This window comes from Tardiphaga sp. 862_B3_N4_1 (genome assembly GCF_051811085.1).
In the GTDB taxonomy this organism is placed as follows: domain Bacteria; phylum Pseudomonadota; class Alphaproteobacteria; order Rhizobiales; family Xanthobacteraceae; genus Tardiphaga; species Tardiphaga robiniae.
Genome location: NZ_JBPWQB010000001.1, coordinates 1,339,092 through 1,355,009, shown reverse-complemented (window position 1 = coordinate 1,355,009; position 15,918 = coordinate 1,339,092). Strand labels below are relative to the sequence as shown.

Below are 15,918 nucleotides of genomic sequence, written 5' to 3'. Positions count from 1 at the left end.
ATTAGCGACGTCGCGTCACGTCAAGCTTGATACTTACTTCTTCGTCTTGCCGGGATCCTTCACCGCCTCGAAGGTCGCGAATTCGATGTTGTAGAGTTCGCCGTCCACCTTCTCGACCTTGCGGATATAGATGTTCTGCACGATGTCGCGGGTCTCCGGATCGATGGAGATCGGGCCGCGCGGGCTCTCCCACTTCATGCCCTTCATCGCCGCGATCAGGCTGTCGCCATCGGCCTTGCCGCCGGTCTTCTTCAGCGCCTCATAGACGAGATGGATGCCGTCCCAGCCGCCGACGGCCATGAAGCCCGGACGGGTGTTGTAGGCCTTCTTGTAGGCCGCAACGAACTCCTTGTTCATCGCGGAGGGATGCGCTGCCGAATACAGATGCGCGGTCACGGCGCCAAGCGCTGCATCGCCCATATTGTTCAGCAGATCGTCGTCCATCACGTCGCCGGGTCCGATCACCTTGATGCCGGACTTGTCGAGGCCACGCTCGGCATACTGCTTCATGAAGTTGCCGCCCTGCCCGGCCGGCACGAACACGAACACCGCGTCGGGCTTGCTGTCCTTCATGCGCTGCAGGAACGGCGCGAAATCGGGATTGGCGAGCGGCACCTTGACCTCTTCGACAATCTCGCCGCCACCGGCGGTGAAGTGCTCCTTGAAGAATTGCAGCGCGTCGTTACCCGGTGCGTAGTCGGAGGTCAGCGTCGCGACCTTCTTGATGCCATTCTTGGCGGCCCAGTCACCGATGATGGTGGAGGACTGCGCCAGCGTGAACGAGGTGCGCACGATATAGGGCGAGCGTTCGGTGATGATCGAGGTGCCAGCGGCCATGATGATCTCGGGCACCTTCGCCTGCGTCGCGAGCGGCGCAGCGGCCAGTGCAGCCGGCGTGACGCCGAAGCCGGCGATGATGTTGACCTTCTCGTTGACGATCAGTTCCTGCGCGAGGCGCTTGGTATTGTCAGGCAGCGCCGCGTCATCCTTGAGGATGATTTCGACCTTCTTGCCGGCAACGGTGTCGCCGTTCTTCTGCTGATAGAGCTTGATCGCGTTGTTGATCTGCTGGCCGGTCGAAGCCTGGCCGCCGGTCATCGGCACGATCAGACCGATCTTGACGGTCTCCTGCGCCTGCGCGAGCCCGCCGATGGACAGCACGCCGACAGCAGCCACGGTCGCGGAAATGAAATTCCTCAGCATTAATTCCTCCTCTGTAGGTGATGCCGGCTCTTCAAGGCCGTGAAGTCATAGTCCCCATACGCTGTCGCCCGCGATGATGATCGCCCGCGATAACGGAGCCATGTTGACCTGTCAACGGCTGGGTTGACAACACAACGCGGTCTGTTGAACTGCGTAATTCCGACGCATCGTGGCATGCTGCTAAAGTCTAGCCAAGCATTCACGGGCCACTCGATTTCCGTTCATTTCAGATTGCAGATCGTATCCAGATGACAAAGCCGGTGATCAACCATGGACGATATGTACCGGCGCTCATCAATTTCCTGGGCAACAAGCTCGCCGCGGGTGCTTCGAGTGCCTATCGGCGCGAATTCGGCGTCGGCGTCACGGAATGGCGGATCCTCTCGAAGCTTGCCAGCGAGGACGCGTGCACCGCACAACAGATTTGCCAGTATTTCGACCTCGACAAGGGTCTCGTCAGTCGCACCCTTAAATCTCTGGTCGATAACGGCAGCGTGACAGTGACCGATCTGGCCGGCGACAACAGGCGCGTCGTCATCCTGACCAAATCCGGGCGCGCGCTGCACGACCGGATCATCGAACTGGCGCTGGACCGCGAACGGGTCCTGCTGGATTGCCTCGATGAGAAGGAAGTCGAAAAGCTGATCGACATGCTGGGCCGCCTGCTGGCACAGGCACCGGCGGTCAACGCGGTACAGGTTCGCAAACCCGCTGCATCGAAGCGCAAGACCACGGCGTGAGACGACATGGCTGAGTGCGGCCACGCGCCGTCCTTGCCCGCGCCTGAGCGCGTGAGTGGCGGTCCCGGTGCTCTCCCTCAAGACTGAGGGAGATGAAGCGCCGAAAGGCGCGACTTGGGTACAGTGCCGCAGCGTAGTGTCCGGATCGCCGGACAGCAGAGGCCGCGGAAACGCCTTTCGACGCTCCATCGTGGCGATTTCTGTCCCCGGGACCGTTCTTCCGGGCAAAGGCGCAGACCTCCGCAGTCCGCTTATCCCGACGGTTTCCCGCCGTTCACCAATGCCACGTCCAGCCAGCATGAGTGGCAGACCCCCGTAGTGGGGCCGGACGGTGACCCAAGGCCTCCCGAGTGCGTGAGGAAACGTCTTCCTCCCGCCCGCAGGCGCCACATCCCGCCCCGCGCTAACAAGCGTCCCTGGCAACGCCCCTCAAAGTGGGACGGGATGCAAGGGAATATAATCTGCACTGGAATGACGTCAAGGATTATTTTCAGATTTCTGCCGAACGAATGCGCGCAGCGCACCGCGCCCTCGGCACCTGTTACCACGTATAACGCGCAACGCCCTTGCCGGCATAGCTGCGCGTGACATCCGAGAACTCGCCCTCGAATGTGGCAGCGACGGAAAGGCCGTTACTCCATGCCAGTTCGGCCGAGGCGGTTGTCAGCGCCGCATCGCGTGCCGGCGCTGCGCCGGACACCGTGAACGATGCGCCGGGCAGTGACTGGAACGTGGCGGCCACGCTGCGATCGCTGTTGTAGTCGTGCGCCCATGCGGCGCGGCCGCGCAGCGTGAGGATTGCATCGGCCACGGCGAAGGACTTGTCGGTACGCAGGCCGAGCTCGCTGCGGGTCGATGTCACTGTCTTGCCGGCGTAGTTCAGCGCAAAGGTGCTGGCGCCGCCATTGACGGTTTCCGCATAGGACGGCAGGTCGAATGCGATCACCTGCGCGGCGACATAGGGCGTCACGCCGACGCCGCCGAGCCATGAACTCACAGTACGGTTGCCGCCTTCGACCCGCGCCGAATAGGAATTCGCAGTGAATTGCGCATGCAGGCGATCGAGACCTGCGACGGTCAGGATGCGATCGGTGGTGATGTCCTGCCAGCCATAGGCGGCCGCGGCGGTGATATAGGCAGACGACACGCTGTGGCGCACGAAGGCACCGGCCTGGAACATGTCCGAATGACCGCTGCCGCCATTGGCCACGGAGAAATTCGTGCCGGCGCCCGCGAGCGAGAATCCGGCCACCGTGGTCGGCGACAACAGCACATCGGCGCCGACGGCGGTGCCGCCGATGCTGCTGCGCGCGGTGTTCGATCCCATCGCCGCATTGCCGTCGGTGGTCTGCGATCCGCCGAAGCCGGAGGCCCAGACGCTCCAGCGCGTCTCAAAGGACGGCGCGCGCGGAGGCGCCTTGGTCAACATCGCGAAGGCATCACGCGGCTTGCGCGCATCCGCATATCCCATCGCGCCCGGCGCATCGAATCCCCTGCCCGCGCTGAACGGATCGGTCATCATGCCCATGAACTGCGTCATGGCGTTGAAGGTCGTCTGCTGCGATCCCGTCGCCGTCTCGCCCGAGGCCTGGGTCAGCGCGTTGCGCAGTGCATCGCCGGTGAGCGCAAACAGCGCGTTGAACTGGTCCGGCATCGTGCCGCCGCTCATGAGCGCATTGTCGATGGCGGTTGCGACGGCCTTCTGATTGCGGCCGGCACTGTCCGGCAGGTTCGGGCTGAGCAGGCCGGGATCGACGGTCAGCAACACGTCGTTGCCCACATAGCTCAGCCGCGCATTGCGCGCGAAGCTGTTGAGCAGGGTTGTCGTGTCGAAGCTGCCGCTGATCGTGCCGGCATTGAGGATCGTATAGGTCGTCGTCGCGGCGATGCGCGCCAGCGGATCGACTGCGAGTTTGCCGGCCAGCGTCGCGGTGCCGGTGACGATGGTCTTGTCCGATGATGCTCCGGAGATCTGCACCAGATAGGTCGATGCCGCCGTCATGGTCAGGCTGCCAGTGACATTGAGCGTGCCGATCGAGTTGCCGGGCGCCAGCGTGCCGCCATTGATCAGCGTGTCGCCGACAAAACCGTTGCCGCCGAGCGTGCCGCCTGAATTCACCGTGGTCAGCGACGACGATGCGATCGAACCGTTGACGCTGAGCGTGCCGACGTCGACCGTCGTCGTGCCGGTATAGGTGTTGATCCCGCTCAGCACGGTGTTGCCCGCACCGGTCTTCACCAGTTTGCCCTGGTCGGCGCCGCTGTCGGAAATGACTCCGTCGAAGCTGTAGAAGTTCGAGCGATTGAAGATCAGCGTGCCGCCGTTGGTGACATCTCCGACAATCGAACCGGTGGTGCCGCCATTGCCGATCTGCAGCGTCGAGCAGAAGCAGATCGCGGTGCCGCCGGTATAGGTGTTGGCGCCGGTCAGTGTCGTGACGCCGGTGCCGTCGATCCACAGCGACATCTTCGCCGCCGCGCCATCCTTGATCACACCGGCAAAGGTCGTGCTGCTGTTGTTGAGGCCGACGACCAGAACCGCATCGGCGGCGTTGGCATTGGTCACGCTGCCGGCGCCGGCCAGCGAGCCGATGAACTGGAACGGGCTGTCGAGGGCCAGCGTGGCGCCGGCCGCGATCGTATAGGCGCTGTCCGGGCTGAGCGAGCCGCTCGCGAGCAGCGTGCCGGCAAGAATATTGGTGGCGCCCGTATAAATGCTGTTGCCGGTGAGCGACAGTGTACCGGCGCCGGTCTTGGTCAATGCGCCAGGCGTCCCGCCGCTGTCCGCGATATTGCCGGACAGTTCGAGAGTGCCGGTATCGACCTGCAGGGTGCCGCCGCCAGTGCCCAAAGCAATGCTGCGCGCCGATGAAAAGCCGGCAGTCGTCTGCAGCGTGCCGCCGGTGAAGGTCAGCGCACCCGCTGCAGCGCCGAGGTTGGCATCCTGCGCGACGCTGATGGTGCCGCCGGCAAAGGTCGTGCCGCCGGTGTAGGTGTTGATCCCGGACAGGATCATCGTGCCGGCGCCGGTCTTCACCAGCGAGCCGCCGGTGCCGCCGTCGGCGATGACGCCGGTGACGTTGGTGGAGAAGTTGTTGCCACCGACCGTCAACTCGTTTTGGCCCAGTCTGAAAGTGCCGCCGCCGTTGATCGAGCCGGCGCTGAGCTTGTTGTCGCCAAGGGGGCCGGTCGATCCGCCGAAATCCGTGGTACCCGCCGCGCCATTGGTGATAGCCGCGTTGCCGGCCGTGCTGGTGTTGATGAATTGCAGTTGGAAGTTGTTGGCGATGGTGGCACTGCCGGCCGTGCTGGAGTTGGCGAAAGTCATGACGCTGTTGTTGGTGATGTCGACTGAGCCGCCGTTGACGACGATGCCGGCGCCGACGAAAAAGAGACTGCTGCCGACGGTGAAGCTGTAAGCCGAAGCACCGGCATTGAAGGTCCAGCCGCCGAGGGTCGTAGAGGCCGAAAACGACAGCGCGGCGACGCCGGACGTGCCGAAGAACGCGGTGCCGGTCGGCACCGCGGCCGGGCCCCAGTTCGCTGCCGTGTTGAAGTCGCCGCTGCCGGGGGCGTTCAGCCATGTGGCGTCCTGCGCTGCCACCGGCAGCGTCGTCAGGACCAGCGCCGTTGCGGTGACAAGGCGGGCGAGCCAGCAGCGCGCCACTCGTTGATTCAAAACCCGCATCCTACCCGCCACCCGTTGCAATTTAACGCAGAGAGCGCGGTGAGTTCATGCACTCGAATCCAATATGGCATGATGCTACCGCGTCGTCGCCTCATTATTTCTCACCGCAAGCGACTGGACGAGCTGGCCGGCTTTTTGGCAGCGAGATTGCCGGCGCAATGAGGCCGCCCGGCCACGCTCGGTAATATTCGACCATTGATTTGCCTTCAATTGTCGGCAAAACCCGTCGCAGATCTGCTATATTCCGCAGACCGCCTCAAATGATGTTGCCACCATGCCAGTATCCCGCCGCGTTCCCGCCCTCGTCTGTGTTGTGCTGCTGTCCTGCAGCCTTGGCGGTTGCGGCTCGATCAGTTCATTCATGGCCGGCGGCATGGCCGACCTGATCCCGGCATGGGCTGGCGGCCTGCCAGCAGACGCGCCGCCGCGTCCGGGCAGCCCGGAATACGAAGCCTATGCGAAGCGGCATGAGCAGCAGCAGTCCGGCGCCATGACGGGGCCGGACCCCGCCACATCGCCCTCGGCAGAGGCTGTTCGCTGATCGCGGTGTCACCGACGCCGCGACGGCGTCGGTCAGTTCATGAAAACGACGGTCTTCATGCCGTTGAGGATCACCCGATCCTCAAGGTGATAGCGCATGGCGCGCGCCAGCACGCGGCGCTCGATGTCGCGGCCCTTGGCCACGAGTTCTTCCGGCGTGTCGCGATGGCTGATGCGCTCGACGTCCTGATCGATGATCGGACCTTCGTCGAGATCGCTGGTCACGTAATGCGCGGTGGCGCCGATCAGCTTGACGCCGCGCGCGTGCGCCTGGTGATAGGGCCGTGCGCCCTTGAAGCCCGGCAGGAACGAGTGGTGGATGTTGATGCACTTGCCGGACAGTTTCGCCGACATCTCGTCGGACAGGATCTGCATGTAACGCGCCAGCACCACGAGCTCGGTCTCGGTCGTGCCGACCAGATCCCAGATCGCCTGCTCCTGCTCGCGCTTGGTCTCCTTGGTGATCGGCATGTGGTGGAACGGGATGTCGCCGAAATCGAGATCCTTGAAGGCGTCGCGCGGATGGTTCGAGACGATCGCGGTCGGGATCATGTCGAGATCGCCGGTACGCCAGCGATACAGGATATCGACGAGGCAGTGATCGGACTTCGACACCAGCAGCATGACGCGGCGACGCGTCGCCCGGTCCCGCATCTGCCAGTCCATCTTGAAGCGCTCTGCAATGGCCCCGAAGCCGGTCTGCAGCGCCGCCAGACCGACATTCACGTCGGCGGCGTTGAACACCACGCGCATGAAGAAGTGCCCGGTTTCGACATCGTTGAACTGCTGGGCATCGAGAATATTCTGGCCATTATGGGCCAGGAAGGTCGATACAGCGGACACGATGCCGGGGCGATCTGGACAGGACAGGGTCAGGACGAATTGATGGGACATGGGACGGGCTGATCTGCTTCAAGTGAACCGGAAATCGAGGCCCTGCTCTATCATCCGCGGCGGCCTTGCGCCAATCCAATTGCGCGCTGCAATATGGACGTCATTGCCAGCGAATTAACGTGCGAAAACAGGCAGAAAACAGAGATGGCTGACAAGCTCAACGGTTATCGCATCCTGATCCTGGAGACCCGCGAGGAAGCGCAATTCTCCCGGCTGCTGACCGAACAGGGCGCCAATGTGCTGCAATGCCCGATGTTCACCATCGAGGACGCGCCGGATTCCGCCCCGGTCGAGGCCTGGATCGGCCGATTCATTGCTAACCCGTTCGACGACCTCGTTTTAATGACCGGCGAAGGGCTTCGCCGGATGATGAAAATCGTGCGTCAACGCGGCATCGAAAAAGAGTTCGTCGCCGCAGTCGGTAAATCCCGCAAATTCGCCCGCGGACCGAAGCCCGGGCGCGCCTTGCGCGAGATCGGCCTCGAGGCTGACATCACCACCGAGAAGCCGACCTCCGAAGGCGTCGCCGAAATGCTGTCGCGGCTCGATCTCAAAGGCCATCGCCTCGGCCTGCAGCTCTATCCCGAGAAGGACCACAGCGTTCTGATATCAGCGATCACCGCCTGCGGCGCCGAGGTCGATACGGTGCTGCCTTACGTCTACGACTCCAAGGCTGCTGAAACGAACATCCTCTCGGCCATCGACGAAATGGAAGCCGGCCGCGTCGATGCCATCGCGCTGACGAGTTCGGGTCAGGTGCGTCGCCTCGTCGATGCTGCGAAGGCGCATGACCGCGAGGATCAATTGCGCAGTGCACTTGCAAAGACACCGATCGCGTCGGTCGGCCCTGTCGTGTCAGACGAATTGAAATCATACGGCCTCGAAGCCGACATCTATCCGGCCAATGATGCGTTCTTCATGAAGCCGCTGATCTCGGCGATGTCGATTGCGCTCGACAAGGCTGCAGCGCGCGCCGAATGACTTGACGCCCGCACACATCTCGACATGATGCCCCGACACATAAAAAAATGATCGGGCGGAAATGCCAAACTTGCCATTATCGGATTTGCGTGTCGCGGAAATCGGATCCGGCGACACGCTGGATTACTGCGGCAAACTGTTTTCCGATTTCGGCGCCGAGGTCATCAAGATCGAACCGCCTCGCGGCGATCCTGCGCGGCACTATCCGCCGCTCGTCGATGCCGGCGATGGCCGCCGCGAGAGCGGATATTTCGCCTGGCTGAATACCAACAAGCGCAGTGTCATTGCCGATCTCGATAAGGCCGATGATGTCGCGCGTGTCCGCGCATTACTTGCGACATGCGACCTGCTGATCGACGCGCGCGCGCCTTCGGAGATTCCGAACTCACTCCTGACGCATGATGATCTGCGCAAGGAGCAACCGGGCCTCGCGATCACCGCGATCTCGTGGTTCGGCGAACACGGCCTCTACAGCAATTATCAGACGACGGACTCTGTCTGTCGCAGTCTGTCCGGCAGCGTGAAGCTGGTCGGTGCGCAGGAAGGCCCGCCGGTACTGCCGCGCGACGGACAGATCGCCGTCATGGCCGGCCTCACCGCTTTCATTCCGACGCTGGCCGGCATGTATGGTCGCAACACCGGCGCACGACGTTTCGCGGTCAGCGCGCATGAGGCGATGCTGCAGATCAGCGAGTTCGACACAGGACTCGCGCTGGAAGTCGGCTTCACGCGGCCCCGCATGGCCATCAACCGGTTCGGCCGCGGCTATCCCGTCGGCAATTTTCCAACCAAGGACGGCTGGCTCGGCATCACCGTCGTGACACCGGCGCAATGGGCTGCATTCTGCGTGATGCTCGGCCTTCCCGAACTGGAGACAGAGCCGCAGTTCAACGACGGTCTCGCGCGCACCAATAATTCGAAGGCGCTGTTCGATATCTTCCAGCCCATCCTGATGCACAAGAGCGCAAACGAATGGTTCGAGATGGGCATCAAGCTGCGTCTTCCGCTCGCTGTCGTGCCGGACATGGAGACGCTGCTGAAGCAGCAATACTACCGCGATCGCGGCGCCTTCGCGAAAGTCAAGATTGGAACGGCATCATTCGATGCGCCGGTGCTGCCGCAAACGCTCACCGGCTCGCGGCCGAAACTGAATGGCCGCGCGCCATTTGCCGGCGATGACACAATCGACGCCCTGCTTGCGCATCAGCGCGTGGCCACGCGGCAGGCAACACCTGACGATCCGCAGCCGTTGAAAGGCCTGCGCATCATCGATCTCACCATGGGCTGGGCCGGTCCATCGGCAACACGGCAGATGGGCGATCTCGGCGCCGACGTCATCAAGGTCGAGTCCTGCCAATATCCGGACTGGTTTCGCGGCACCGATCCGCGCGGACCGTATTTTCCGGAACGCACCTACGAGAAGATCTACTGGTTTCAGCAGATGAACCGCAACAAGCGCGGCATCACGCTGGATCTCACCAATCCCCGCGGCAAGGAGCTGCTGAAACAACTGCTCGCCGACGCCGATGCGGTGATCGACAATTATGCCGCCGACGTGCTGCCGCGCATGGGCCTCGATGCCGCAGCCATGCACAAGATCAATCCGCGTCTCGTCGTGGTAACCATGCCCGCCTTCGGCATGACCGGCCCATGGAGCGGCGTGCGCGCCTATGGTTCGACGCTGGAGCAGGCCTCAGGCCTACCATCTGTCACCGGCCGCGAAGGCGATCCGCCGACCATGCTGCATGCCGCGCTCGGTGATCCCTTCGGCGGCGTCAGTGCTGCGGCGGCATTGATGCTCGGCTTCATGCATCAGAAGAATACCGGCCTCGGCCAACACATCGATCTCAGTGCGACGGAAGCCCTGCTGCCTCTTGTCGCACCCTCTGTCATCGAGCAATCAGCCACCGGCAAATCCGGCCCGCGCATCGGCAACCGGCATCCGCGCTTCGTGCCGAATGGTTGCTTCCCGTGTCTCGGCGAAGATCAGTGGATCACCATTGCCGTGCGCAGCGACGACGAATGGCGGGCGCTGTGCAAGGTCATGCATCGCACTGACCTGGCCGATGACGCCGCACTTGCCACAGCCGAGGGACGCCGCGCTGAAGAGGACCGTATCGAGGTCGCGGTCCGGCATTGGACGACGACCGTGCGGCCGGACCTTGCCATGGTGACGCTGCAGGACGCTGGCGTGCCCGCGGGTACCGCGCGACTGCCGCTGGATCTGGCCGGCGATCCGCACCTGCTCGCAGTCGGACATTGGCAGCCTGTGACCAAGGTATTTATGGGCCCGCATCTGCTGCCCTCCGTTGCCTATCGCGAAGGCAGTGCGAAACTGCCCTACCCGATCACCCGGCTGGCGCCGACGCTCGGCCAGCACAATGAGGAAGTCCTGCGCGATCTCCTGGGCCTCAGCGCAGCGGAAATCGACGAATTGCGCGCCGCGGAAATCATTGGCGACGCTGCGATATCCAAGAAAGCGAAGGCCGCGCCTACGACCAAGTGAGGCTGCAAGTGAGGCTTGCAGCTTCGGCGGCCATGGCTCACACTCCCGGCATAAGGCCAGCGACGGATGGATCAAAAGATTCGGCGTCGCGACAACGGCCAGCACAAATGCTTCCAGGGAGAAACACCATGCGCAAACTAGCCCTCATTGCGTCCATTGCGCTGCCTATGCTCGGCGGCTCGGCGATGGCGCAGGAGACCGTGAAGATCGGTTATATCGATCCACTGTCCGGCGGCGGCGCCAGCGTCGGCGAAGTCGGCCTCAAGACCTTCCAGTTTCTCGCCGACGAGCTGAACGCCAAGGGCGGCATTCTCGGCAAGAAGGTCGAGATCGTCCCCCTCGACAACAAGACCAATCCGCAAGAGAGCCTGATCCAGGCACAGAAGGCGATCGATGGCGGCATTCGCTACATCACCCAGGGCAACGGCTCGTCGGTCGCCGGTGCGCTGTCGGATTTCGTCACCAAGTTCAATGACCGCAATCCCGGCAAGGAAGTCCTGTACTTCAACTATGCCGCGGTTGATCCGGTTCTGACCAACGAGAAATGCAGCTTCTGGCATTTCCGCTGGGATGCCAATTCAGACATCAAGATGGAAGCGCTCACCAACTACATCAAGACCGTGCCTGCGGTGAAGAACGTCTACCTGATCAATCAGGACTACTCGTTCGGTCAGTCGGTGCGCAGCCAGGCGCGCGCCATGCTCGGCGCCAAGCGGCCCGACGTGAAGATCGTCGGTGACGAGCTGCATCCGCTGCTGAAGATCACCGACTTCGCGCCCTATATTGCGAAGATCAAGGCATCTGGCGCCGACAGCGTCATCACCGGCAACTGGGGCCAGGATTTTGCCCTCTTGCTGAAGGCTGCGGCTGACGCGGGCCTGAAGGTGAGCTGGTTCACCTATTATGCCGGCGGCACCGGTGGCCCGACCGCGATCAAGCAGGCCGGCCTGAACCACCAGGTGTTCCAGATCGCCGAAGGCATCCCGAATCTCGGCCATGCCTCGGCCGACGTGTTCGAAAAGGCACTGCGCGCCAAGTATGACTTCAGCCTGTTCTATCCGCGCGCTGTGAACGAAATGCGCATGTTCGCCGCGGCCGCCGAGAAAGCGAAGTCGCTCGATCCGGTGAAGGTGGCTGCTGCGCTCGAAGGCATGGAGTTCGAGGTGTTCGACGGCGGCAAGGGCAATATGCGCAAGGACGACCATCAGTTCTTCCAGCCGATGTATATCGCCTCGTTCGGCGAGCGCACCGACAAGGAGCCATTCGACGAGGAAAAGACCGGCTGGGGCTGGAAGCTGGCCGCCAAGATCGACACGCCGCAGACGGTGCTGCCGACGACCTGCAAGATGGAACGGCCGTAAGCCCTGCCTTCTCCCCGCCTGCGGGGAGAAGGTGGACCGAACTTGCAGAGCAAGTTCGGGACGGATGAGGGGGACTCTCAGTTTCACTCACTGCCTCCCCCTCACCCGGATTGCTGCGCAATCCGACCTCTCCCCGCAAGCGGGGAGAGGTTAAGACGCCGCCGCACTCCGGCACACTCCTCACCCGAGAGGCAGATACTTCGTGCTTGAACTGATCGTCATTTCCACGCTCAACGGCGTCCTCTACGGCATGCTGCTGTTCCTGATGGCCTCTGGCCTGACGGTGATCTTCAGCATGCTCGGCGTGCTGAACTTCGCCCATGCCAGTTTCTATATGCTCGGCGCATTCTTCGGCTTCCAGATCAGCCGCTGGTTCGGCTTCTGGCCCGCGCTGATCCTTGCGCCGCTGCTCGCCGGCGCGCTCGGCGCCGCCGTCGAACGCTACGGCCTGCGTCACGTCCACAAAAACGGCCACGTCGCCGAGCTGCTGTTCACCTTCGGGCTTGCGTTCGCCATCGAGGAGATCGTGCAGATTATCTGGGGCAAGAGCCCGGTCGATTTCCGCGTACCGCCGCTGCTCGACTTCCCGGCCTTCACGCTGTTCTCCACCAACTACCCGGCCTTCAAGATCTTCATGCTGGTCGTCTCCATCGTGATCTTCATCGGATTGCTGGTGGTGCTGAAGCGCACGCGCATCGGCCTGATCGTACAGGCGGCGCTGACCCATCCGCACATGGTCGGCCATCTCGGACACAATGTCGGACGCATCTTCATGCTGGTGTTCGGCGTCGGCACCGCGCTGGCTGCCGTCGCCGGCGTGATCGCAGGCCCGGCGCTGGTGACGCAATCCAACATGGCCGGTTTGCTGGGCCCGATCCTGTTCGTCGTCGTGGTCGTTGGTGGCCTCGGCTCGCTGCCTGGTGCCTTCATCGCATCATTGCTGATCGGCCTCGTGCAGACTTTTGCTGTGTCGATGAACGGCTCGCTGGCCGGCGCCTTCGGCCCGCTCAGCCCTGACTACGCCGCCACCTGGCTGTCCGACATCTGGAACGTCACCGTCGCCCAGATCGCACCGATCATGCCCTATCTGCTGCTGGTGCTGATCCTGATCTTCCGCCCGATGGGCCTGCTGGGAACACGCGACACATGAGCGACGCCACCGCCAAAATTCCAGCAACCATCGCGCCGCCCCGCCCCGCCGCCTCCGACCGGCTGAAGTTCTACGGCATCTGGATCGCCGCCGCACTGGCGCTGCTGGTGCTGCCGAAACTGTTCTCGTCGGGCGGATCGCTGACCACCTTCAGCCTGATCGGCATCTCGATCATCTTCTCGCTGTCCTACAATATCCTGCTCGGCCAGACCGGCATGCTGTCCTTCGGCCACGCGGTCTATTACGGCCTCGGCGGCTTCCTCGCGATCCACGCCATCAACATCATCGCCAGGAACAAGTTCGCGATCCCGCTGCCGCTGGTGCCTTTGGTCGGCGGCGCGGCTGGCCTCGTCTTCGCCATGCTGCTCGGCTGGGTGTCGACGCGGCGCTCTGGTACGGCCTTTGCGATGATCTCCCTTGGCGTCGCAGAACTCGTCGCATCCTCGGCACTGATCCTGCGCACCTTCTTCGGCGGCGAAGCCGGCGTCTCCGCCAACCGCACCAAGGTCCTGCGTCTGTTCGACTGGAGCTTCGGCCCGCAGATCCAGATCTATTATCTGGTCGCGGCCTGGACGCTGATCGCCGTCATCGCGATGTATGCCCTCACCCGCACGCCGCTGGGGCGCATGTGCAACGCCGTGCGCGACAATCCCGAACGCGTGCAATTCGTCGGCTACGATCCGCATATCATCCGCTATATCGCCTTCTGCTTCTCCGGCCTGTTCGCCGGCATAGCGGGCGCGCTAGCCGCGATCAATTTCGAGATCGCCAATTCGGCCTATCTCGGCGCCGTGCAATCGGGCACCGTGTTGTTCGCCACCTATATCGGCGGCGTCGGCTTCTTCATCGGCCCGATCGTCGGCGCGATCTTCGTCACGCTGCTGTCGCTCGGCCTCTCCGATCTCACGCAGGTCTGGCAGCTCTATTTCGGTCTGATTTTCATCGCCGTAGTGATGTTCGCACCCGGCGGCATCACCGGCCTCCTGATGATGCATCGTCCATTGCTGAAAGGCGGCACGCTCAGCCGTGTGCTACCGAGCTATCTCGTCGCCTTCGTGCCGACGCTGGCGATGATCACCGGCCTCATGCTGGCGATCGAGACCACCGTCCACTTTACCGTCAATCCCGGCGAGGACTCGCATATCAAAGCCTTCGGGATTCCATTCGATGCAGCGAACCCTGCGATCTGGGCCGTTGCCGCCGTGCTGCTGATCGGCGGCTTCATCATCGCGCGCAAGACCTGGGCGCGCGTCGCCGGCAGTTGGGACGATGCCCTCACCGCCGCGCGCGAGAAGGGAGTGGCCGCATGAGCACCGCCATCGAGCTGCGCGGCGTCGAGAAGACCTTCGGCATCACCTCCGTGATCCGCAACGTCAACCTCACGGTCGCCCAGGGCGAACGCCATGCGCTGATCGGTCCCAACGGCGCCGGCAAGTCGACGCTGTTCAATCTCATCAGCGGCTACATGAAACCATCAGTCGGCAGCATCCTGCTGCGCGATCAGGTGATCTCCGGCCTGCCGCCGTTCCAGATCAACCGGCGCGGATTGTCGCGCTCGTTCCAGGTCACCAACGTCTTTGCCAAGATGAGCGTCTGGGAGAACCTGCGCTGCGCTGTGCTGTGGGCGACCGGCCATCGTTACGCGTTCTGGAAGAATGTCGACAACCTGCCCGAGGTGCGCGACCGCACCGCGCAGATCCTGCAGGATATCAACCTGGTATCGCGCCGCGATGTGCCCGCGGGTCTTTTGACCTATGCCGAACAGCGCGCGCTCGAAATCGGCATCACCATTGCGGGGGGCGCCGACGTCATCCTGCTGGACGAGCCCACGGCCGGCATGAGTCACGCCGAGACCGAGCGTGCCGTGGCGCTGATCCGGCGGCTGACCGAGGGCCGCACGCTGCTGATCGTCGAGCACGACATGAGCGTGGTGTTCGGCCTCGCCGACCGCATCTCGGTTCTGGTCTATGGCCAGATCATCGCCTCGGGCACGCCGGAGGAAATCCGCGGCAATCCCAAGGTCAAGGAAGCCTATCTCGGCGAGGAAGTGGCGTGATGCTCCAAGTTCGGGACTTGCACGCCTATTACGGCAAGAGCCACATCCTGCAGGGCGTCGATCTGCATATCGATGCCGGCGAGGTCGTCAGCCTGCTCGGCCGCAACGGCGTCGGGCGCTCCACCACCGTGAAGGCCATCATGGGTGAAGTGCCGCCACACGGCACCATCACCTTCAAGGGCGCCAATATCGCCGGCCTGCCGAGCTTCAGGATCGCGCATCTCGGCCTCGGCTACGTGCCGGAGCATCGCGACATCTTTCCGGGCCTCACGGTACGGCAGAACCTGATGCTGGGGATCAAGGATCCGCGTCATCCCGGCAAGTGGAAGCTCGACGACATGCTCGGCATGTTTCCCAACCTCGCCGCGCGCGCCGACACTGCGGCCGGCGTGCTCTCCGGCGGCGAGAAGCAGATGCTGACGATCTGCCGGACGCTGATGGGCGATCCTGAACTCGTGATGATCGACGAGCCCACCGAAGGCCTCGCGCCCATCATCGTGCAGCAGGTCGGCGACCTCATCGCCGAGATCGCACGCCGCGGCGTCGCCATCCTGCTGGTCGAGCAGAAGCTCTCCATTGCGCTGCGCATCTCGCACCGGGTCTATGTGATGGGCCACGGCCGCATCGTGTTCGAGGGAACGCCGGCCGAACTCAAGGCCAATGACGCCGTGCGCAGGGAATGGCTGGAAGTGTAAGCGCCGACTTCCTTACCTCGCCCCGCTTGCGGGGAGAGGTCGGAGCCGAGCGTTAGCGAGGCTTCGGGTGAGGGGGAGCCAGTGTTTCACTCGCTGGCTCCCCC

Annotated in this window: 12 protein-coding genes; 9 read left to right on the top strand and 3 right to left on the bottom strand. The window is 63.2% G+C overall.

Translation table 11 applies throughout. The features are described from left to right. Positions 1-33: 33 nt before the first annotated feature. Positions 34-1,203, bottom strand: coding sequence for an ABC transporter substrate-binding protein (locus tag AB8B02_RS06335; protein ID WP_439063454.1), 1,170 nt, complete (start codon positions 1,201-1,203; stop codon positions 34-36). Positions 1,204-1,451: 248 nt separating this feature from the next. Here AB8B02_RS06335 and AB8B02_RS06330 point away from each other — a divergent pair, with 248 nt between their 5' ends. Continuing rightward, positions 1,452-1,943 (top strand): MarR family winged helix-turn-helix transcriptional regulator, encoded by a 492-nt coding sequence (locus tag AB8B02_RS06330; protein WP_068738189.1) that lies wholly within the window; start codon positions 1,452-1,454, stop codon positions 1,941-1,943. Positions 1,944-2,484: 541 nt separating this feature from the next. On the opposite strand, the gene AB8B02_RS06325 is transcribed toward AB8B02_RS06330, so the two are convergent. Then, positions 2,485-5,622 carry an autotransporter outer membrane beta-barrel domain-containing protein gene (locus tag AB8B02_RS06325; RefSeq protein WP_439063453.1) on the bottom strand — a complete coding sequence of 1,046 codons (3,138 nt, stop codon included), beginning with the start codon at positions 5,620-5,622 and terminating at the stop codon, positions 2,485-2,487. A 283-nt stretch (positions 5,623-5,905) separates the two neighbouring features. On the opposite strand from AB8B02_RS06325, the gene AB8B02_RS06320 reads away from it, so the two are divergent. Next, a complete protein-coding gene (locus AB8B02_RS06320; protein WP_439061305.1) occupies positions 5,906-6,172 on the top strand; it encodes a hypothetical protein in 267 nt (88 codons plus the stop codon). A 32-nt stretch (positions 6,173-6,204) separates the two neighbouring features. Here AB8B02_RS06320 and purU read toward each other — a convergent pair whose 3' ends face one another. Beyond that, entirely contained in the window at positions 6,205-7,065 is an 861-nt protein-coding gene (purU, locus tag AB8B02_RS06315) for a formyltetrahydrofolate deformylase (RefSeq protein ID WP_120290631.1), read from the bottom strand. Between the two features lie 144 nt (positions 7,066-7,209). On the opposite strand from purU, the gene AB8B02_RS06310 reads away from it, so the two are divergent. The 7 genes from AB8B02_RS06310 (at position 7,210) to AB8B02_RS06280 (ending at position 15,814) form a co-directional block, all read left to right on the top strand. Beyond that, positions 7,210-8,046 carry a uroporphyrinogen-III synthase gene (locus tag AB8B02_RS06310; protein WP_439063452.1) on the top strand — a complete coding sequence of 279 codons (837 nt, stop codon included), beginning with the start codon at positions 7,210-7,212 and terminating at the stop codon, positions 8,044-8,046. 61 nt (positions 8,047-8,107) lie between these two features. Further along, the gene (locus tag AB8B02_RS06305; RefSeq protein ID WP_439063451.1) at positions 8,108-10,552 is read left to right on the top strand and encodes a CoA transferase; all 2,445 of its coding nucleotides are present in this window, start codon (positions 8,108-8,110) and stop codon (positions 10,550-10,552) included. A gap of 128 nt (positions 10,553-10,680) precedes the next feature. After that, a complete protein-coding gene (locus tag AB8B02_RS06300) occupies positions 10,681-11,913 on the top strand; it encodes a branched-chain amino acid ABC transporter substrate-binding protein (protein ID WP_093760115.1) in 1,233 nt (410 codons plus the stop codon). 202 nt (positions 11,914-12,115) lie between these two features. Next, on the top strand, positions 12,116-13,063 hold the full coding sequence (locus tag AB8B02_RS06295; protein ID WP_068738207.1) for a branched-chain amino acid ABC transporter permease: 948 nt from the start codon (positions 12,116-12,118) through the stop codon (positions 13,061-13,063). Then, entirely contained in the window at positions 13,060-14,373 is a 1,314-nt protein-coding gene (locus tag AB8B02_RS06290) for a branched-chain amino acid ABC transporter permease (protein ID WP_309946332.1), read from the top strand. Before AB8B02_RS06295 ends, AB8B02_RS06290 begins: the two co-directional genes overlap by 4 nt. Next, complete coding sequence (locus AB8B02_RS06285; RefSeq protein WP_231077459.1) at positions 14,370-15,119, top strand: ABC transporter ATP-binding protein; 750 nt, start codon at positions 14,370-14,372, stop codon at positions 15,117-15,119. Before AB8B02_RS06290 ends, AB8B02_RS06285 begins: the two co-directional genes overlap by 4 nt. After that, on the top strand, positions 15,119-15,814 hold the full coding sequence (locus tag AB8B02_RS06280; protein WP_439063450.1) for an ABC transporter ATP-binding protein: 696 nt from the start codon (positions 15,119-15,121) through the stop codon (positions 15,812-15,814). The genes AB8B02_RS06285 and AB8B02_RS06280 overlap by 1 nt, the downstream gene beginning before the upstream one ends. Positions 15,815-15,918 lie beyond the last annotated feature (104 nt).